Here is a 20,940-nt window from a genome sequence, read left to right as displayed (position 1 = left end):
TATAACCACTAAATAAAATACATATTATGAAATTGATCCTCAATATTGCTATCTGGTGCTTTGCTGTTTCTATGACTGCACAAGATATTTCTCTCGTAAAGTATACTACCGAAGAAGATATTGCGTATATAGGGAGTACGACGAAAGATATATACAGAAATGAACGGTGTAAATTAGATGTGTACTACCCTACCGACATGAAAGATTTCCCTACTATTGTCTGGTTTCATGGAGGTGGACTCGAAAGCGGCGAAAAACACATCCCAAAGGAATTGATGGACAAAGGAGTGGCTGTAATTGCTGTAAGCTATCGCTTAAGTCCTGTGGCTAAGAATCCTGCATATACAGAAGATGCGGCTGCCGCTGTAGCATGGGCATTCAAAAATATAGCCTCTTATGGCGGTAGTGTAAATGATATTTATGTATCGGGACATTCGGCTGGAGGATATCTGGCTTTGATGGTTGGTTTGGATAAAAGTTTCCTTGATAAATATGGTATCGATGCAGATAAAATAAAAGGATTAATACCGATAAGCGGGCAGACAAATACGCATTACACCATCCGTAAAGAACGATATCTGCCAATCGATATTCCAATAATAGACAAGTATGCTCCTATCAACCATGCTAGGAAAGGAATTCCTCCTACTCTATTGATTACAGGTGATCGCAATCTTGAGATGACTGCCCGATACGAAGAAAATGCACATCTGGAGGCTATTCTTAAAGCAGTAGGGAATGACAATGTAAAACTCTATGAATTAGACGGATTCGATCACGGAAGTGTATGTGCGCCGGGATGTTTTTTAATGCTCGAATGGATAAAAAAATACAGTAAATAAGATAGAGCATTATTTTATTTATCTATATGGTAAACAGAAGATAATAAGTAAATAGTTACAGAAAGTGGCATTCAAAAACAAGGTAAAAAATGTCACCTTTGTAACTTTTTAACATTTTATTTATATAATAGATTGATTTATAATTGACAACAAATGTTAAATTATTAATTACATCAACCTCTAACCTATCTCTTGTTTGTTTATAACTTACTATAACAATAATGAAGAATATAAACTTTAATAGAAATCATGGCTAAAAAAGTAGCAGATCAGCTAGTCGAAACAATCGAAAAGGCTGGAATCAAACGTATTTATGCAGTAACAGGTGATAGTTTGAATGAGGTCAATGACTCGGTAAGGACACACAATACGATAAAGTGGGTACATGTCAGACACGAAGAAGCTGGAGCTTATGCAGCAATGGCTGAAGCCGAACTGAATGGTATTGCCTGCTGTGCCGGTAGTAGCGGTCCCGGGCACGTACATCTGATAAACGGATTATACGATGCTCACCGAAGCAATGCATCAGTATTGGCGATAGCTTCCACTTGTGCAACATCCGAATTCGGGATGTCTTATTTCCAAGAGACCAATACCCTGAAATTGTTTGACGATTGCAGCGGATATAACCAAGTTGCGACAACACCTGTCCAGTTTTCACGGATGCTGCAAGCAGCATTACAGCACACTGTTCATAAAAAGGAAGTAGCAGTCATAGGTTTACCCGGTGACATTGCAGCCGGACCAGCAGATGAAGGACCAACAACGCTGAATTTACTGCCATCGAGAGGTGTATATCGCCCGCAAGATTCGGAATTAGAAGCTTTGGCTGACTTAATCAATTCAACAGAAAAAATAACTATTTATTGTGGTATTGGATCAAAAGGCGCTCACGACCAGATCGTAAAATTAGCTTCACTGATAAAATCGCCTATTGGATATAGTTTCAGAGGTAAAATGGCTGTTCAGTACGATAATCCGTTTGAAGTGGGTATGACCGGCTTACTAGGTTTGCCCTCCGCTTATGCAGCTATGCATGACGCTGATTTGTTAATATTATTAGGTACTGATTTCCCTTATCAGAATTTCATGCCCGAGAAATGCAAAATCGTTCAGGTGGATGTTCGTCCCGAACGTATAGGACGACGTGCACAAGTCGATATGGCTCTGGGTGGCGATGTAAAAGACACATTGGATGCTTTACTCCCTTTGATTAATGAAAAATCGAACGATGACTTCCTGAAAACCCAACTCAAAGTATATGCGAAAGTAAAAGAGCATTTGGCAATGGCAGCCAATGCATCGGGTAGTGAAAATACAATCGCACCCGAATATCTGGCAACCGTGATTGATAAAATAGCCGATAAGGATGCCATTTTCACAGTCGATACAGGTATGTGTTGTGTATGGGGAGCCCGTTACCTGCAAGCTACCGGCGAACGTGAAATGTTAGGATCGTTTAACCATGGCTCTATGGCTAATGCCATGCCAATGGCTATCGGTGCAGCTTTTGCACGCCCCGATCAACAAGTTATCGCCTTTTGCGGCGATGGCGGTCTGTCTATGATGATGGGCGATTTAGCTACTATCGTCCAATATAAATTGCCGATTAAGCTTGTTGTTTTCGATAATAGGTCGTTAGGAATGGTGAAACTTGAAATGGAAGTTTCCGGATTACCAGACTGGCAAACGGATATGTTCAACCCCGATTTCTCGGCAATAGCTAGTGCAATGGGAATGCAATCGTTTAGAGTAAGCGACCCAAATAAAGTAGAAGAGATACTTAAAGAAGCTTTTGCTATACCCGGCCCTGTACTGGTTTCGGTACAAACGGACCCTAATGCTTTAGCTATGCCTCCTAAAATAGAATTCGATCAGATGAAAGGCTTTGCCAAATCGATGACCAAATTGATATTATCCGGACGAGTAGATGAAGTATGGGACACTGCAAAAAGTAACCTGAAACATTTGCGTGAAGTACTTTAATTCCAGAATGAAATAGGCAGAGAAACTTCTTCGGAAGCCCATCTGAAATAGTATAGCATATTTAATTAAATGCGAATCGGATATTTATCGATTCGCATTTTTTATTTATATAGGTTATAAGCAGCTCTACCGATTACTTATGCTTGTATTATATTACTTTTGCAGTCTCATTCCTCAATTTTCTTCAACACACTAAAAAGGCTTTAGGAAGAAAACGAATTCTACTAAATCTAACATCTGGAAAACTCATCATTTCTTAATAAGATTAATTAATGAATAAAAAAAGACTACCTAAGTAAGGGTATTTTCATTTTTATGCGATTATAATAATGAATGCTTTACTATTATAATATCTAAGCAATAAAAGTTAGAGCTATTTTTCTATGGATCATTTACTTATGAATAACACATTTGTATTAGTCAATAAACTGGCTTCAGAAGACTCTGAAGCTGCTTTAGGTTCTTTATATGAATTATATTTCGAACGCCTCGTCCGGTTTGTATATGTATATGTCCAATCTGAGAATAGTGCGGAAGAAGTTGTAGCAGATGTATTTATCTCAATCTGGTTAGGAAGAAAAGAGCTGGTCAATATAGAGAACTTCAATTCCTACATATTTACAATCGCCAGAAACAAAGCTATTAGCTATTTCAGAAAAGAAGAGAAACATTACAACATGCAGAAGCAATCGACAGTAGATATTTACAAGAATACAGAGACAACCCCCGAAGACGATTTCATATCCAAAGAACTTATAGAAAAATTTAACGAAGCTGTCAATTCCCTGCCAACGCAGTGCAAAACTGTATTTATATTAATAAGAGAAGACAAATTGAAATATAAAGATGTGGCGGTTGTCCTCAACATTTCTATAAAAACAGTTGAGGCTCATATGGCAAAGGCAACTAAAATATTAAGAAGATTATTAGAAGACAGAATATAATTTTTGATGACGGACTAAGGGTTTTTTATTCAGAATTACGACTAAAATATAACTATGGAAAATAATATTGACAATATAATAGCGAAAATACTGTCCGGTGAAGCCACCGATTCAGAAGCGATAGTATTTGATAAATGGATTGAATCCGATGAAATGAATTCTCATAAATTTTTAGAAATAAAAGCCTATTGGTGTTCTTCAATTAAGTTCAATCATTCTATTGATTTAAAAGATGCCCGTAATAAATTATTGGACAGAATACAACAATATGAAACAGTACGTCCTAATAATAGACGTAAATATATACGCATACTATCGGCTATTGCATCTGCCGCTGCTTGCCTGCTAGGGTTATTCTATGTAATGCAACAAGGTGAAGAGAAAGTAATATTTTATGAATTTAAGACAACCTCTAAGATCGATACCATCGTATTGCCCGATTTATCTAAGGTTATACTAAACAAACATAGCTGCTTAACCTATTCGAATATATTCAGTAAAGAGAACAGGATTGTACAATTAGATGGTGAAGCTCTATTCGATGTAAATAAAGATGAGGATATCCCATTTGTAATCGAACTGGAAGACAATACAAGTGTGACGGTTCTGGGTACAGTTTTCAGTATAAACTCATATACTCAAAACAATATTATTAATGTAAACCTGCTAAGTGGAAGCGTGAAATTCCAATCAGATAAGAATCAAATAACATTAAGCCCCAACCAAAAACTCCTGTATAACAAGGAAAATAAACAAGTGAAGGTGATTGAGTCCGACTCCAATCATATACTTTTTTGGTTAAACGGCATATACAAATATCAAACAATCTCTTTAGAAAAGCTCGTAACTATCTTATCAGAGATATATAATATAGAGATACAATTAAAAGATAGAGAACTAGCCAATACAATGGTATCGGGTGCATTCTACAATACCCAAACAATAGATGAGATCCTATCCGTTATTTCCCGAAGCTTACCTATAAAATGGAAATACAATAACAATAAAATAATTATTAATTAACGCATGAAATGCCTATGAAATAACACGACCATTCGCAACACGTAAAATAAGAATTATCTTATAAATCAACTTAAACTAATTAATCTATGACAAATACAATTAAGATTCTTTTCAAAAAGAAGGCTATTCTTTTTTTGATGTTGTTATGTTTTACCTCGGCACTCACTGCTGCACAGACAACAAAGCTATCTCTAAATGTAAAACAAACATCATTAAGAAATCTATTCACAACTATTGAATCCAAAACCGATTTGCTCTTTTTTTATATCGATGCCGATATTGCAAATCTGACTGTAGATATAAATACTAAAGATAAAGAGGTAAATGAAATCTTAGATTTGGCCCTATCCAATACAAACCTCAAATATAATATAGATGGGCGCAACGTAAATATTTACAAAGAACAATCACCACAACAAGCAAATACAAAGAGACGTATTACAGGTCGTGTTACCGATGTGAAGGGAGAGCCTCTAATCGGTGTTAGTGTTGTCGAGAGTGGTACAACCAATGGTACAATTACAGACATAGACGGTTTGTATGAATTGCAGGTTGAAACCCGAAATGCACAAATTGTACTATCGTATGTAGGATTTAGATCGGCGACAGTAAATATAGGGGGTTCTTCGGTATATGACGTAGCACTGCAAGAAGCAGTTAATGAGTTGGATGAGCTGGTAGTAGTTGGATATGGACAACAACGTAAAATAAGTTCGATAGGCTCTCAATCGACATTAAAGCAAATAGACCTTAAAACTCCTACAGCCAGTTTAACCACTGTCTTATCAGGAAGATTAGCGGGTGTAGTAGCAGTACAACGTACAGGCGAACCGGGAAGAGATGCTGCCGATATCTGGATTAGAGGGCTTAGCACTCCGAATGCCGCCAATCCACTAATTCTGGTAGATGGAGTGGAGCGCAGCTTTAACGATCTGGATCCCGAAGATGTTGAATCGGTAACAGTACTGAAAGATGCATCTGCTACAGCAGTATTTGGAGTAAGGGGAGCGAACGGAGTAATTGTAGTAAAGACAAAACCCGGTATAATAGGAAAACCGGTAGTAAGTATCGACTATTATGAAGGATTTACCCGTTTCACTAAATCGCCACAGGTAGCAGATGGGCTTGTCTATATGGATGTTGTAAATGAAGGACTACGAAATACAGGGAAAGCTCATAAATACGACGATCAGTATATCGCAAATACGGCATCGGGTGTAGATAAACTTTTATATCCGAATGTAGACTGGAAAAAAGAAGTATTCAACGATTGGGGACATGCCCGAAGGGTAAACGCCAATATAAGAGGAGGTAGCCCGATGGCTCAGTTCTATACATCGGTGAGTTACTATAATGAAAAAGGTACAATTAAAACCGATCCTCTCGAAGACTATAATTCAAAGACTGAATATACAAGGTACAATATCGTTGCAAACTTAAGTATGAAAATAACAGAGACTACAACAGTCGATGTCGGCACTCAAGGGTTCTTAGGTGACGGAAACAGCCCCGGAGAAGATAGCGGTACTATCTTCGGGTCGACAGTGGATGTTAATCCTGTTATTTTCCCGAAAATGTTCGTAATCAATGGTAAAAATTACGTTCCGGGACTTCACTCGCAAGGAGCAGACCGTAATCCTTATGCAGATGCTACAATGCGCGGTTACCGAAACAAAATGGACAATAAAGTTCAGTCAAATATAAAAGTTACCCAAGACCTAAGTATCATAACCGAAGGGCTTAAGGCGGTCGCCTTGTTTGCTTACGATGTATCGAATAGCCGCGATGCATGGTTTAGAAAAAGAGAAAACACCTATTATTTTGCTGACAGAAATAATCCTTACGATGCCGATGGCAATCCGATTCTGACAAGGACATGGGATAATGGAAGCTCAGTATTAGGATTTGATGGTAGCGACGATCGAAAACTTACCGGTGAGAGAAAGGATAACTTCGAAGTATCATTAGTGTACGATAAAGCAATCAAAAATCACAGATTCGGTGCTATGGCTATCTATACACAACAAAACAGAATAGATAACAGTGCCCGTAATGCAATAGACTATCTTCCATATAGAATACAGGGTATTGCCAGTAGAGTAACTTACTCATGGAACGATCGTTATTTCGGAGAGTTTAATATCGGATACAATGGAGGCGAAAACTTCCCTAAAGATAGAAGATACGGAACATTCCCCGCTTTTGGTGTGGGTTGGGTAGCTTCTAATGAACCTTTCTGGAAACCTTTAAGCGATATTATTCCTTTCTTTAAAGTTCGTTACACAAATGGAAAAGTCGGTAATAGCAATGTCAGAGACCGTCGCTTTATGTATATGGAACAGTATGAATGGAATGGCGATTGGGGTTATGGCTATGGCGGTAATGGTCGTAAAGATGGAGTTAAGGTTAAGAATCCGGCAACCTCACTGGGTTGGGAAGTTGCACATAAGCAGGATTTAGGTTTCGACATACAGCTATTCAAAAGTAGCCTATCTATATCCATCGATCTATTCAAAGAAAGAAGAACGAATATATTGCTCAACAGAGACAATTCTCTCCCTGGTTTTGCCGGATTTCAGGAAACTCCTTACGGCAATGTCGGAGAAACTAAGACACTGGGCTATGATGCCAATTTTGAATACAACAAAAAAATAAACAAAGATTGGAATATATCGGTGAGAGGAAATATAACTTATGCTGATCCGACATGGGTAGATAACGATATACCAGATAAAAGCTTTTCATGGAGAAACAGAAAAGGATCGAGCCTCGTTTCTATCGAAGGTTTCACAGCCGACAGATTATACACACAAGCAGATATAGATTTGATAAACCAATGGATTGCAAATCCCGGCGGAATGGAGCAACCGTTCCCCACACCTTACAAGGTAGGTTTGAGCCAAGTGCGAGCAGGAGATATTAAATATAAAGACCTCGATGGTGACGGTAAAATAAACGATAATGATATCTCTTGGTTAGGACAAGGAGATATCCCTAAACTTAACTATGGTTTTGGTTTCAATGTAGATTATAAAGCAGTATCGTTTGGCGTATTATTTCAAGGAACAGCTAAAGCAAATCGCTTTGTGAATGGTATAGTAAAACCACTGAACGGATCGGGAACAGCAAATGTATACAGTAATATTTATGACCGATGGACCGAAGAGAATCAAAGTCAGGACGTTTTCTATCCCCGATTAGCTTTCGGAGGTGATGAGCCCGGTAACCAGAATAACTTTGAGAATAGCACATGGTGGCTCAAAGATATGAGTTTTTTGAGGCTCAAAACATTACAATTAGCATACCGATTACCCGAATCGTGGACCCGGAAGGCAAACCTAAAGAATGCAAGTATATATATGATGGGGATGAACATTTTCACTCTATCCAAATGGAAACTTTGGGATCCTGAATTAAACACTGACAGCGGAAATAGATATCCTAATACAACAACAGTAACTCTAGGAATTAACTTTAGTTTCTAAAAATAATAATTATGAAAAAAACATTAACAATATTCTTAATAGGAATCGTGTTGCTACTCGGATCAAATTCGTGCAACGATTATCTTGATCAGGTACCAAATGATCTCCTCACTCTCGATAAAGTTTTTGAAACACGAGAAACCACTTTGAGATACTTAAATACAGCATATACATTCATGCCGGACGAGTTTCAACAGCGGGATGTTGCCCGCGGAAACGGACAAGGTACATCCGGAGCTTGGACAGCAGGCTCAGATGAAGCAGAATATGTATGGGATGGCAATGGTGCCAATACTATTAATAACGGATCCCTGACGCCTTCTACAGGTTTTGTTTGGGACTATTGGAGTAGATATTATAAAGGAATACGTGTAGCTACGCTATTTATCGAAAATGCTCATCTATGTGAAGTTCTATCGGCAGGCGATCTTGAACAATGGACTGCTGAAGCGAGAGCTGTAAGAGCCATTTATTATTATTATTTGTTTAGACTATATGGCCCTGTACCTATTATAAACACACCATTGTCGGAACAGGCTAGTAGTGCTGATCTACAAATCCCTCGAAACAGTGTAGAAGAAGTAGCAAATTATATTCTCTCCGAATTGCAGACAGCCATGGATAATGGTCTTATTGACAATATTAAGACAAGCTCTAACGTAAGTGTAACTGAAAAAGGTCTTGGCCATATAGATCAGGCTATAGCCAAAGCATTTAAAATTCAAACCAGAATGCTGGCAGCAAGTCATTTATTTAATGGGAGCAACGAATATTATTCATCGATGGCAAATCCCGATGGTAAAAAACTATTTCCAAATTATAGCGAAGGTGAGAAAAAGCAACTATGGGCTGCAGCGGCTAAAGAAGCCGAAGAGTTTTTAACAAAATATGATGGTCAAAACTATGGACTGACAAAAGTATATACAGACGGCGCTTTAGACCCCTATTTATCATATCGTGAAGCTGTAAGAGGAAATAAAAACGACCTTACTAATTTTGATTCGAGGTCATCTTCCAGAGAAATGATATTCTTCAGACAAGAATGTAACGCCAGTACTATGCAATACGACAGAACCCCTAAACACTTTGGCTACCCGGGTAACTATACAGCATCGGGCGGTTGTGGCGCTGTACAAGAAATAGTAGATGCTTATGCTATGGCTAATGGAATAAAGCCTATTACCGGATACCAATCTGATTATAAAACTCCCATTATCAATCCGGCTTCAGGATATGTTGACAATGGATTCACTACGGAAGATTATTTAGACCCTGTTACAGGTCGTATTTTCGCTCCTAAGGGAGTTCTTAAAGCATGGGCAAACAGAGAACCACGCTTCTATGCCGATATTACATTTTCAGGACAAAAATGGTTGTATGATGGAGAAGGCGATGTATATTCATACTTCAACTTTACAGGTAACTCGGGAAAAGGAATCGGCAATTCGAACGACTATTCGAAAACAGGATATGTAGTCCGCAAAACCGCACCTCTCGGCCCTTGGGGTAATGGCGACAGAATTTGTATTTTGCTTCGTTTAGCCCAGATTTATTTAGATTATGCAGAGGCCCTGAACGAGAGTGAACCTTCGAATCCTAATATTTTGAAATACGTGAATTATATTCGTGAGAGAGCCGGAGTTCCTCAATATGGAACAGGATCGAATGCTCTGCCTATTCCATCTGATATGCGTCAGGCAATAAGAGATGAACGCCGTGTTGAACTAGCATTCGAGTGTGCCCGATATTTTGATGTCAGAAGATGGGGTATCGCAGAAGAAACGCAGAACAGACCGATACATGGTATGAATATAGCCAAAGACGGGGATGAGTTTTACGAAAGGACTGTAGTTGAAAACCGAATATTTCAAAAGAAACATTACTTTTTCCCTATTCCCGAGAAAGATATAAATATAAATAGAGCACTTACTCAGAATATGGGCTGGTAATTGATTTTTTTATATTACAATTGTAATAAATAGGGGTATTCTTCCTGCCCCTATTTATTGATAAACATATAAACTATTCGCTATGATAAAAAAAATATTCTTTTTAATACTATTTGTACCATCAATCATAAACTGTTCTGGTTCGAATGACAACAATGTTGATATACCTGTACCTAACCAACCAGCAGAGTTTACCACCAAGGATGCAACTGAAGCCATAGACGCTTTCAATCTAAACTTCTACAACAAAGATATGCAGTTGTATTACACTACCAGCGACAAGCGAGGTGTTGCAGCAATCTGGACGCAAGCCATCTACTGGGATATGGTAATGAACGCTTACAAGAGGACTAAAGATGAAAAATACCTCAAATTGATTGATGATATTTATCAGGGAGGATATAACAAATATGACAAATACAACTGGAACAACGATGTCGAATGGTTTATCTACGATGATATTATGTGGTGGGTTATATCGCTGGCCAGAGCTTATGAAATAACAAAAGACCAGAAATATTTAGACCTTTCAATTTCGGGATTCAAACGTGTATGGGAAGGTAGCCCGGTAGTTGGAGATACCGGTTCTTACGATCCTGTCAATGGAGGAATGTATTGGGGATGGAAAGACGACCAGAGAGGTAAAACAGCATGCATAAACTATCCTACGGTAGTAGCTGCCATGACACTTTATAATATAACTAAAGAACCTTCATATCTTGATAAGGCAAAGGAAATATTCAGTTGGTCTCAGGATAAACTGTTCGATGCAAAAGACGGTAAAGTAGGTGATCATAAATATAAAGAAGAACCAACTAACTGGACAACACAAGTGTATAATCAGGCGACATGTATCGGGGCAGCTGTAATGCTGTATAAAGAAACAGGTGATAAAACATATCTGAATGACGCTATTCTGGCTACAGATTATACTAAAAACGTAATGTCGGGTAAAGATGGCATACTTCCATTTAAAACAGGGATAGAGCAAGGAATCTACACTGCTATATTTGCGCAATATGTAATCAGGCTTATAGAGGATTGTAACCAACCACAATATAATGAATGGTTGCGCTACAATATAAACAAAGGATGGGCAAACAAGGATAAAAGGAATCTAACGTATAAGAATTTCAATGTGCCTTGCCCTACGGGCATGCTGGAAGTTTATGACGCAAGTGGATGTCCGGCATTAATGCAAGTTATTTCTCCGAAATAAGACAATATAAAATGCATTTCTCTATGTTTTAATTAGTTCTTAACAATTATTTTTCAAAACGTGTCACATAAAAATGGCACGTTTTTTTGTATGGTTTCCTCTTATTCTTTCAATTCCCTATAATAAGGGAAGTCATCGATAATGAACCCGCTATAACTCTATCGTTAAACAATTTCACCTCATCATTTTCAGTTTGCAAAGCTAATGCATATAAGAGCGGAATATAATGTTCTTCGCTAGGTATAGCTAAAAGTGCTGATTTAGAAAGTTTATGATATTCTATTAGTGATTTATGATCACCTGCTAAAATCTTCTCCTTAAATAGTTGATTCAATTCCATCGCCCAATCATAACCGTATTCGGCATTGAAACCAGCTTCCCCAATACGCAGCATACGCAAATTATGAACCATATTACCACTCCCTATTATTAGAACTCCCTTTTGACGAAGAAATCGCAATTCCTTTGCTAGATCATATTGATATTGAAGTCCCTTTGTAAAGTCGATACTCAATTCAACCACAGGAATATCCGCTTCGGGGTACATGTGTTTAAGAAAGCTCCAACTTCCATGATCTAATCCCCAGTCATAATCATCCCCTATCTCTATATCTTTTACCTCACGGCGTATTGTTTCACCCAGAAGAGGTAATCCTTCAGCCGGATATTGCTGCGCATAGAGTTCCTGTGGAAATCCACCGAAATCGTGAATTGTCTTTGGCTTTTCCATTGCTGTAACAAAAGTTCCGCCTGTCTCCCAATGAGCTGAAATACAAAGTATAGCTTTGGGACGAGGCAATTCTTTCCCGAGACGGATCCATTCATCTGTAAACAGATTGTTTTCAATTGCATTCATCGGAGAGCCATGTCCTACAAATAGAACAGGCATAGAATGTGTATTCTCCAAAGGGAGTATTTGTTGAAAATCAATCATTTCAGTTATATATTAATTAGAATAATTCTGTGAATATTTAAGTACTAACAAAGATACGATATTCTTGTTTTTCACTTTTGGGTTTTTGATAAAATATTTTTATATCTCATCTCCACTTGTTAAAAGAAAGACAACCATGAACATATAACTAATTCTATATGTTTAATATACAAAGAGGACAAAAAGAAGTTTAGTTTTATTAGTAATTTTCAATAAAATAAAATCATACATTAAACCAGAACTATAAGATTCAGGTTATTGGAATTTTATTTAATTCCTCTTCATAATTACAAATCCACAAGTAATCATTAAAAATAAAAAAGCATGAGTGATAGATTCTTACTAAGATATTTGAGATATAGTATCCACAAGTCTATATCCCATTTTATTATGAACTTGAAAAATATAAATTCAGAAAGATTATCTGTAGAAGATAGAAAGAATAAACTCCCTGTCTGATTACAGCGTTTCCGTCAAATACAATAGCTAGTTTATCAAATGAGTTGTATAATAAAATAAGCGAGGCTGTCCATATCAACTGGACAGCCTCGCTTTTATATAAAGTAATCAGATTTTATTTACTTTCCTTGTTCTTGTTTCTTTTTCAACATTGTCCATGCAACAGGAGTTGCAATGAATACTGACGAATAAGTACCGATAAAGATACCGATAAAGATAGCAAACGTAAAGCTACGAATAGTATCACCACCCAGTAAGAATATACAGAATACTACCAATAACGAACTTAATGATGTATTCACTGTACGTCCTAATGTAGAGTTCAATGCCTCGTTAATAGATTCAGTAACATCACGTTTCGGATATAGATGTCTCAATTCACGAATACGGTCAAAAATAACAACCTTATCATTAATTGAATAACCAACCACCGTCAATATTGCCGCTATAAATGCCTGGTCGATTTCCATCGAGAATGGCATAAACTTGTACATCAACGAATACAAGAAGATTACAATAGCAGCATCATGTGCTACAGCTACAAATGTACCTACAGAGAAGGCTACATCGCGGAAACGAAGCAGGATATAGAGAGCCATACAGATAACGGCTACAACTACAGCTACGCTGGCAGCAGTCTTCAAGTCGTCTGCGACACTTGGTCCTACACGTTGTGAACTTTGAATATAATTATCAATTGTAGTATTCGGAGCTAAATCATTCTTCAATGCACTTGTCATCTTAGCTCTGATTTCAGTCTCTACCGAATCACCAGGAACATCAATTTTATAGTTTGTTGTAATACGTACCTGACTCGATGTTGAAGCCTGGCTAGCTGATCCACTTGTCAATACACGAACTGTTGATCCTTCAAATTCCGGAATCAAAGCCTTTTCTACATCATTGGCATTCACATTCGTGTCGAAACGTACTAAATAATTACGTCCACCTGTGAAGTCAATACCTTTGTTCAAACCATTATAGAATAAAGACCCGATACCCGCTACAACGATAATACCCGATATAATATATGCTTTCTTTGTCATACCCAAGAAATTAATCTTAGTATTTACAAATAGGTTTTTAGTAATCGGAGTAGTAAATGTCATATTACGAAGTTTGCCTTTCGATAACATATAATCGTAGAACATACGAGTCATAAATACAGCAGTAAAGAACGATGCTATAATACCGATAATTAATGTAGTAGCAAATCCTTGTACAGCACCTGTACCAAAGTATATAAGGATAACACCTGTTATGATTTGCGAAACATTGGCATCAAAAATAGCTGAAAAAGCATTTTTATAACCATCCATCAATGCTACCCGAACATTTTTGCCGGCTCTTAACTCTTCTTTCGTACGCTCATAGATAAGTACGTTAGCGTCGACTGCCATAGCCAGTGTAAGTACAAGTCCCGTTATTCCAGGCAATGTCATCACAGCACCGAATGATGCCAGAATACCCATCGTAAAGAATAAATTAAGAATCAATGCCGTATTAGCAACTAATCCCGGTATAAGACCATAAGCTAAACACATGTATGCCATAAGCAATACCAGTGCCAATACAAATGATATGATACCCGCATCAATAGCTTCTTCTCCAAGAGAAGGTCCTACTATATCTTCTTGAACGATATGAACTCCGGCTTTCATTTTACCCGATTTCAAAACGTTCTCTAAGTCTTTCGCATCCTCAACAGTAAAATTACCCGTAATCTGAGAGCGTCCATCTTCTATCTTAACACCTACATTAGGTGCGGAATATACATGTCCGTCCAGTACAATAGCAATACTCTTGCCTATTTCAGCACCTGTGATTGCAGCCCAACGTTGAGCACCCTGAGAGTTCATTTGCATGCTAACTTCCCAAGCAGATCCTTTTTGTGATTGGTCAGCTTTAGCCGAAACGACAGAACTACCATCCAGAGCAGCTTCGTTTTTAACACCTCCGCGAAGTGCATATAGGTAAAACTGAGTTTCTTTCAAATCCTCTGCTTTGAAACCCCAAGCAAACTTTAAATCAGGTTTACCTGTTTCATTTCTGAATCTATATAGGATGTCATTAATTGCTGCTGTATCACTTTTGTGAGCCACACCAACTACAGGACCTCCGTTAAAAGTGATCAGGTAGTCTTTTAAAGGTTTAGTAAATCCTAGTTTAACAGGAGCAGCTAAAGAATCTGTTGCTGCTAGAGAGTCAACTGTAGCATTTAAAGCCAGAGCGTTTCTCGACGCCATATCCAAGGCATTTAAATCTCCTTGTATTTCTGTTGCACTATATGTTTTCCAGAACTCAAGATTTGCACTACCTTGTAATAGTTTCCTTACACGGTCCGGTTCTTTAATCCCCGGTAGCTCAATCATAATACGTTCTGCACGATCTAATTTCTGTATATTAGGTGCTACCACCCCGAAACGGTCGATACGTGTACGAAGTACATTAAATGAGTTATCGGCTACACTTTGAAGCTCTTCTCTAAGTACAGCAATAACATGCTTATCATCATCTGTAGCTGTAACTCTATCGATAAGTTTCGTACTGAAAATACCAGCAAGTTTATTGTTGCCATTTGCTTTTGTAAACTTATCTACAAATATTGAGATATAATCTTTGTTACTGCCTGTACGGTTTTCTTCAGAAGCTTCATTCAAAGCTGTAATGAAAGCCTGATTATCGACATCACCTAGTGAACGAAGTACTGCTGCTGCATCTACCTCGACAATAACACTCATACCACCTTTAAGGTCTAGTCCTAAACCAATCTCTCTTTCGCGGCATTCTTTAAGAGAATAACCAACTGAATCTGTGAAATTGAACCATACTTTCTCGGTAGACATTGAGTCTAAATAATAACTATACTGCTTGTTATACAATTCATTGTACAGATCAGTATCGCCATTTGCTTTTTCTGTGGCATACGCTGCTGCATATGCTTCTGCTTTTTTGTCATAACTTCTTGTTACAAAAGAAAACGACAAATAGAAGCAGCAAACCAATGTCAACAGAATGGCAAATGTCATTACAAAGCCTTTGTTTTGCATCTTAGAATTTACTTTTTGTTATTTAAATATTTATTACTATTCCACTATAAATGAGTCCTGTATAATAGTGCTTTCCAATGGTTGAGAATCTTAATTCCGCATAAATCATAGACATACACACAGTTTCAGGCGTGCAAATATAATCTTTTATTCTTTACAAATCATAATAAAACGAAAAGAAGTTTTAAATGTAAGCAGGCTTTTTAACAAGTAATAGCTGGTACTTAAACATAGTGTTATCTACAGAATAATCAGACCATTTTGCCGATTTATCAATTTAAACTTAAATACTACGCCAAGTTAAGCTAAAACGATTTTCGCGTCAGGAGTCATTGTTGTGAGAAAATAATATATATTTTTGCATCTTACGATTTCACATAGGCTTTATAATGAAAAAAAACCATAGAATAAGAACAACAATATATTTATCAGCACTATTCATCATTTTCTTTTTTAGCTACTCTACCAATTTTTTAGGTATAGCAGCCAAATACTACACCACATTCGACCGATCGGACGAAATGTTTGTTATTGGCAGATTAGATGCAGCTACATATCAGGGAATATTAAGCTACGGTGGCTTGCCGGGATCTGCTCATCCCACTCGCGATAGTATCGCTAAGATGAACTATGACTATATGAAGGAAGTAAACGAAAAATACGATTACTACCTGACCGATCGAAAAATGCCCGGAGATAAATTTGCTGCATATTATAGCCAAAGTGGAGGACAAGGCTTGTCTTATAGTGTACTGCAAAAGATACTACCTTTCAAAAATGAGGTTAAAATAAGAATATATAGAGCTATCAATATATGCCTTTTAGCATTCTGCTTTATCTTATTTTTGGGATGGTGCTATCGTAATTATGGATTACTAAGCAGCTTTATTACTTTCCTCTTATTACTGTTTTCGCCAATCATTCATAACTTCGCTTTTAGTTTATGGTGGACTTTATGGAGCTATTATATACCTTTTCTTACAATGCTCCTGATTCTCGAACGAAATAATAAAAGCCCGGGAAGATATTCGGAAAATAAAACTCTCGCATTTTTATTTATTTCCGTCTTTGCAAAATGCTTCTTTACTGGTTTTGAATACATAACGCCTACATTGGCTGCTATACTATGCCCTATTATATATTATCATATTTTAGAGAAAAAAAAGATAAAGACTACTTTTATATTCATTTGCAAAACGATAATCTGCTCTGTCACGGCTCTTTTAGCAGAAGTATTTTTGCTAATAAATCAGATAAAATCAATTGAAGGTTCTTATGCTAAAGGTATTGAATATTTAATACATGCATTTACGAGAAGATCATCATTAGATGTAGACGAATTTCCCCCAACAATACAAGAGATTCTAAATGAACATTTATTTGGTATAGATCTTGTTATATGGGGTCATAGCGTTTACAATATCACATTAACTCTTTTCACAACTATCCTTATTGTGCTTATTATGTGCATCTCGCTTTATTTCCTTTCTAAGAAAATAGACACGACCAATAAGAGTAAGAGTAAAGCACTATTGGTCACCACCCTACTATCATCTTTAGCTCCAATTTCCTGGATTGTAATCTTCACCGAGCATGTATCAAAACATAGCCTTGACAGAATCATCTGGTATATGCCATTTTTACTTTATGGCTTTTTGGTAATAGGTGTCTGCTTATCGATTATTCTATCAAGATTAAGAAGAAGAAAAAATATTTAAACATACTCGATACAAGAAAAGCCTGCTTAAGTAATATTTAAACAGGCTTCTTTGTATCTATCAACGAGCAAAATTTACGATCGTCTGATCTCTGCCCGCTTTATTTTACCACTTATAGTTTTAGGTAATTCATCTACAAATTCTATTATACGTGGGTATTTATAAGGAGCTGTTACTTTCTTAACATGTTCTTGTATTTCTCTTACAAGATTCTCCCCCGCTTTATCTTTATAGTTTTTAGCTAGAACGATAGTTGCTTTCACCAACTGACCCCTTATTTCGTCGGGAACACCGGTTATAGCACATTCTACAACAGCCGGATGTGTCATCAAAGCACTTTCCACCTCAAATGGTCCGATACGATAACCCGAACTCTTAATCACATCATCCATACGACCAACGAACCAGTAGAAACCATCTTCGTCTCGCCATGCTACATCTCCCGTATGATACACATCATCCGAATACACCTGATTAGTAAGAGCTTCATCACGATAATAACCTTTGAAAAGACCTAAAGGTCTCCACTTATCTGTTTTAATGACAACCTCTCCTATTTCACCATCTTCTGCCGAACGACCATCAGCGTGAATTAAATCCATATCATAAGCAGGATTAGGTACACCCATAGCTCCCGGCTTAGGTTCCATCCAAGGAAAAGTTATAATAGTAGGCGTAGTCTCTGTCTGCCCGAAAGCCTCCATCATTTTAATGCCCGTACCTTGATAAAAAGCTTCAAACACCGATGGATTCAATGCTTCACCCGCAGTAGTACAATATTTGAGTGATGATAAATCGAATTTTGACAAATCCTCACGTATCATAAACCGATACACCGTAGGAGGTGCACAAAATGAAGTTATCTTATATTGTTCGATAAGACGGAGCATAGATTCAGGATTGAATTTTTCATGATCGTATACAAAAATACATGCTCCGGCAATCCATTGTCCGTATAATTTCCCCCAAACAGCTTTAGCCCATCCTGTATCAGCTACAGTAAGATGCAAACTATCCTCGTTCAGGTTATGCCAGTATTTGGCGGTAACTATATGCCCCAAAGGATATGTGAAATCATGAACTACCATCTTCGGCTCACCTGTAGTACCGGAAGTAAAATATAATAACGAAATATCGTCATTCACATTCACCTGTTCAGGTTTAACAAACGGTTTGGCAAAACGAAGCCCTTTATGAAAGTCGTCCCATCCTTCAGAAATACGATCTCCACAGACTATGCGATGTTTAATTGTTGGCGATTCGGCCATAGCCTCATTAACGTGTTCAATCACAACACCATCGTCCGTACTCACTATTGCCTTTATACCTGCGGCATTATTGCGATATACTATATCTTTTTTAGTCAGCAAATGGGTAGCCGGAATTGCAATAGCACCAATCTTGTGTAAACCTATTATAGCAAACCAAAATTCGTATCTACGCTTCAAAACCAGCATCACCATATCTCCGCGACCGATACCGAGCGATTGGAAATAAGATGCAGCCCTATCACTCTGATCTTTAATATGAGCAAATGTAAAATCGACATGCTCACCCTTATCGTTTACCCAACAAATGGCTTTTTTATCGGGATGGGTTTTCGCCCATTCATCGACAACATCGTATCCGAAATTGAAATTATCGGGAATATGAACATGATAGTTATTTTTGAAATCGTCAGTCGATGTAAAAGTTGTTTGTTTTAAGAATTTTTCTAACATTATATTCTAGTATTTATAAAACAAATCAGTTGTACTATATTTATAAAATTACAAAACAACAGCTATAAAGCGTACTGTTGTTCCATCTAATGCCTTCATGCCATGAGGCAGACTAGAATCGAAATAAACACTATCTCCTGTCTCCAGAATAAGTTGTTTCCCATTTATTTCTAACATCATACGCCCTTCGAGAACTAAATTAAACTCCTGACCTGCATGCGAACTATGATGGACTTCAACCGCTTCGCTTTTAGGCTCCACCGTTACTTCAAACACTTCTGCCTTACGGTTATTAAATCCTCCGGCCAATGTCTGATATTGGTAGTCCTCTACCCTTTTAACTGCCAGCCCTTTTCCTTTTCGCGTAAGGAAATAACTGCTCATTCGAGGCTCATCGGCAAACATCAAAACAGAAACATCGACATTATACTTTGTCGATATCCCTTTAAGCACACTAATCGTTAAATCTTTTTCGCCCGATTCGTATTTTTTGTATTCCTCCAAAGGAATATTACACGATGAAGCGAAATCTTCGGCAGACAGATCTAGGGCTTCACGTAAGCCTGCTAATCGCTGACCTATTTGTCTAATTTCATCACTCATGTTTTATTTTAGTATTATCAGTTAATAATTCCAATAACGTTTTTGGTATAGGACTTTTAAATTCAAGCATTTCTCCTGTTACAGGATGCTTAATAGCCATATCCTGAGCATGAAGTGCTATCCGCTTGATAGGTTTATTTGCAGCACCATATTTTTTATCCCCTACTACAGGGTGCCCCAATTGTTGCATTTGGGCACGAAGTTGGTTTTTACGACGGGTTTCGAGATTAAAATTGACTAACGAGTAACGACCACCAACTTTCACCGTTTTATAATGAGTCACAGACTTTAATCCGCCATTATCGAACGAAGTAGAAAATACCTGATAGTTCTTGTTCTCGGTAAGCCAAGACACAATTGTACCGTTCTTAGGATTAACTTCACCTTCTACCACAGCTGTATAGGTATAAACAGGCACGAATTTATCCCAGTTTTTCTGAAACTGGCTTTGTATATCCTGATCTTTAGAAAAAGCCATCAGACCTGACGCTTCCCTATCGAGGCGATGAAGTACATATACACGCGATTGCTTATTCTGCTTTTTCACATATTCGTTCAATATACCAAAAGCGGTACGTAATTTCTCCCTTTCGGTAGATACCGATAGAAGGCCGACTTCTTTGTCGACAATAACTATATAATCGTCTTCGTAAACAATTTTAAGACCTTTGAGCCTTTTCTCCTTACGACTCTGATCGTATTTCATTATAGCCACCATATCACCCTCTTTCAACTCAAAGTCGAATTGAGTAATCAATTTACCATTTATCCTTATTTGTTTGTGAGCTAGTAGCGATTTTGCAGCAGTACGACTTTTACGAACATTCTTATTTACAAGAAACTCTAGTAACTGACTTGGTTCTGACACTTTTATTTCCTGTAAGGCTTTATCTCTGGAGTTAGTTCTCATTCTATTTTTTGCATAAATTATAGCAACAAAGATAAGTGTTTTTAAATTATTACCGATATTATATTTTCTTTAATAATCGTATGATTGGCAAGAATAA

The 20,940-nt window shown here is 37.3% G+C and carries 13 protein-coding genes; 8 read left to right on the top strand and 5 right to left on the bottom strand.

Annotated elements, in window-relative coordinates; translation table 11 throughout:
* Positions 1–26 precede the first annotated feature (26 nt).
* The 7 genes from G7Y56_RS09575 to G7Y56_RS09545 all read left to right on the top strand — a co-directional run bounded on the left by G7Y56_RS09575 (position 27) and on the right by G7Y56_RS09545 (position 11,448).
* The gene (locus tag G7Y56_RS09575) at positions 27–842 is read left to right on the top strand and encodes an alpha/beta hydrolase (protein ID WP_165043013.1); all 816 of its coding nucleotides are present in this window, start codon (positions 27–29) and stop codon (positions 840–842) included.
* 249 nt (positions 843–1,091) lie between these two features.
* Complete coding sequence (locus G7Y56_RS09570) at positions 1,092–2,828, top strand: thiamine pyrophosphate-dependent enzyme (RefSeq protein ID WP_165043011.1); 1,737 nt, start codon at positions 1,092–1,094, stop codon at positions 2,826–2,828.
* Positions 2,829–3,211: 383 nt separating this feature from the next.
* Positions 3,212–3,772 (top strand): RNA polymerase sigma-70 factor, encoded by a 561-nt coding sequence (locus G7Y56_RS09565; protein ID WP_255498709.1) that lies wholly within the window; start codon positions 3,212–3,214, stop codon positions 3,770–3,772.
* Between the two features lie 54 nt (positions 3,773–3,826).
* A complete protein-coding gene (locus tag G7Y56_RS09560) occupies positions 3,827–4,795 on the top strand; it encodes a FecR family protein (protein ID WP_165043009.1) in 969 nt (322 codons plus the stop codon).
* An 86-nt stretch (positions 4,796–4,881) separates the two neighbouring features.
* Positions 4,882–8,280 (top strand): SusC/RagA family TonB-linked outer membrane protein, encoded by a 3,399-nt coding sequence (locus G7Y56_RS09555; RefSeq protein WP_255498708.1) that lies wholly within the window; start codon positions 4,882–4,884, stop codon positions 8,278–8,280.
* Between the two features lie 11 nt (positions 8,281–8,291).
* Positions 8,292–10,229, top strand: a complete 1,938-nt coding sequence (locus G7Y56_RS09550; RefSeq protein WP_165043007.1) for a RagB/SusD family nutrient uptake outer membrane protein — start codon at positions 8,292–8,294, stop codon at positions 10,227–10,229.
* Positions 10,230–10,311: 82 nt separating this feature from the next.
* Positions 10,312–11,448 (top strand): glycoside hydrolase family 76 protein, encoded by a 1,137-nt coding sequence (locus tag G7Y56_RS09545; RefSeq protein WP_165043005.1) that lies wholly within the window; start codon positions 10,312–10,314, stop codon positions 11,446–11,448.
* A gap of 109 nt (positions 11,449–11,557) precedes the next feature.
* On the opposite strand, the gene ygiD is transcribed toward G7Y56_RS09545, so the two are convergent.
* Positions 11,558–12,382, bottom strand: a complete 825-nt coding sequence (gene ygiD / locus G7Y56_RS09540) for a 4,5-DOPA dioxygenase extradiol (RefSeq protein ID WP_165043003.1) — start codon at positions 12,380–12,382, stop codon at positions 11,558–11,560.
* A gap of 578 nt (positions 12,383–12,960) precedes the next feature.
* On the bottom strand, positions 12,961–15,891 hold the full coding sequence (secDF, locus tag G7Y56_RS09535) for a protein translocase subunit SecDF (protein ID WP_165043001.1): 2,931 nt from the start codon (positions 15,889–15,891) through the stop codon (positions 12,961–12,963).
* 389 nt (positions 15,892–16,280) lie between these two features.
* Here secDF and G7Y56_RS09530 point away from each other — a divergent pair, with 389 nt between their 5' ends.
* Entirely contained in the window at positions 16,281–17,609 is a 1,329-nt protein-coding gene (locus G7Y56_RS09530) for a hypothetical protein (protein WP_165042999.1), read from the top strand.
* 74 nt (positions 17,610–17,683) lie between these two features.
* Here the strand turns inward: G7Y56_RS09530 and G7Y56_RS09525 are convergent, their stop codons facing one another.
* From G7Y56_RS09525 to G7Y56_RS09515, 3 genes are read right to left on the bottom strand one after another with little or no spacing between them, the layout of a single operon-like run.
* Complete coding sequence (locus tag G7Y56_RS09525) at positions 17,684–19,330, bottom strand: AMP-binding protein (RefSeq protein ID WP_165042997.1); 1,647 nt, start codon at positions 19,328–19,330, stop codon at positions 17,684–17,686.
* 48 nt (positions 19,331–19,378) lie between these two features.
* Positions 19,379–19,933 carry a helix-turn-helix domain-containing protein gene (locus tag G7Y56_RS09520; protein WP_165042995.1) on the bottom strand — a complete coding sequence of 185 codons (555 nt, stop codon included), beginning with the start codon at positions 19,931–19,933 and terminating at the stop codon, positions 19,379–19,381.
* Positions 19,926–20,843, bottom strand: coding sequence for an RluA family pseudouridine synthase (locus G7Y56_RS09515; RefSeq protein ID WP_165042993.1), 918 nt, complete (start codon positions 20,841–20,843; stop codon positions 19,926–19,928). Before G7Y56_RS09515 ends, G7Y56_RS09520 begins: the two co-directional genes overlap by 8 nt.
* Between the last annotated feature and the right edge of the window lie 97 nt (positions 20,844–20,940).

Source organism: Dysgonomonas sp. ZJ709 (assembly GCF_011039195.1).
Classification (GTDB): domain Bacteria; phylum Bacteroidota; class Bacteroidia; order Bacteroidales; family Dysgonomonadaceae; genus Dysgonomonas.
The sequence above is the reverse complement of the archived record's forward strand: the minus strand, read 5'-3'. Positions and strand labels throughout refer to the sequence as shown.

Excerpts from the sequence above, each read along its gene's own strand:
- G7Y56_RS09575 (WP_165043013.1), top strand. The coding sequence starts at position 27 with ATGAAATTGATCCTCAATATTGCTATCTGGTGCTTTGCTGTTTCTATG.
- G7Y56_RS09570 (WP_165043011.1), top strand. The coding sequence starts at position 1,092 with ATGGCTAAAAAAGTAGCAGATCAGCTAGTCGAAACAATCGAAAAGGCT.
- G7Y56_RS09565 (WP_255498709.1), top strand. The coding sequence starts at position 3,212 with ATGGATCATTTACTTATGAATAACACATTTGTATTAGTCAATAAACTG.
- G7Y56_RS09560 (WP_165043009.1), top strand. The coding sequence starts at position 3,827 with ATGGAAAATAATATTGACAATATAATAGCGAAAATACTGTCCGGTGAA.
- G7Y56_RS09555 (WP_255498708.1), top strand. The coding sequence starts at position 4,882 with ATGACAAATACAATTAAGATTCTTTTCAAAAAGAAGGCTATTCTTTTT.
- G7Y56_RS09550 (WP_165043007.1), top strand. The coding sequence starts at position 8,292 with ATGAAAAAAACATTAACAATATTCTTAATAGGAATCGTGTTGCTACTC.
- G7Y56_RS09545 (WP_165043005.1), top strand. The coding sequence starts at position 10,312 with ATGATAAAAAAAATATTCTTTTTAATACTATTTGTACCATCAATCATA.
- ygiD (WP_165043003.1), bottom strand. The coding sequence starts at position 12,382 with ATGATTGATTTTCAACAAATACTCCCTTTGGAGAATACACATTCTATG.
- secDF (WP_165043001.1), bottom strand. The coding sequence starts at position 15,891 with ATGCAAAACAAAGGCTTTGTAATGACATTTGCCATTCTGTTGACATTG.
- G7Y56_RS09530 (WP_165042999.1), top strand. The coding sequence starts at position 16,281 with ATGAAAAAAAACCATAGAATAAGAACAACAATATATTTATCAGCACTA.
- G7Y56_RS09525 (WP_165042997.1), bottom strand. The coding sequence starts at position 19,330 with ATGTTAGAAAAATTCTTAAAACAAACAACTTTTACATCGACTGACGAT.
- G7Y56_RS09520 (WP_165042995.1), bottom strand. The coding sequence starts at position 19,933 with ATGAGTGATGAAATTAGACAAATAGGTCAGCGATTAGCAGGCTTACGT.
- G7Y56_RS09515 (WP_165042993.1), bottom strand. The coding sequence starts at position 20,843 with ATGAGAACTAACTCCAGAGATAAAGCCTTACAGGAAATAAAAGTGTCA.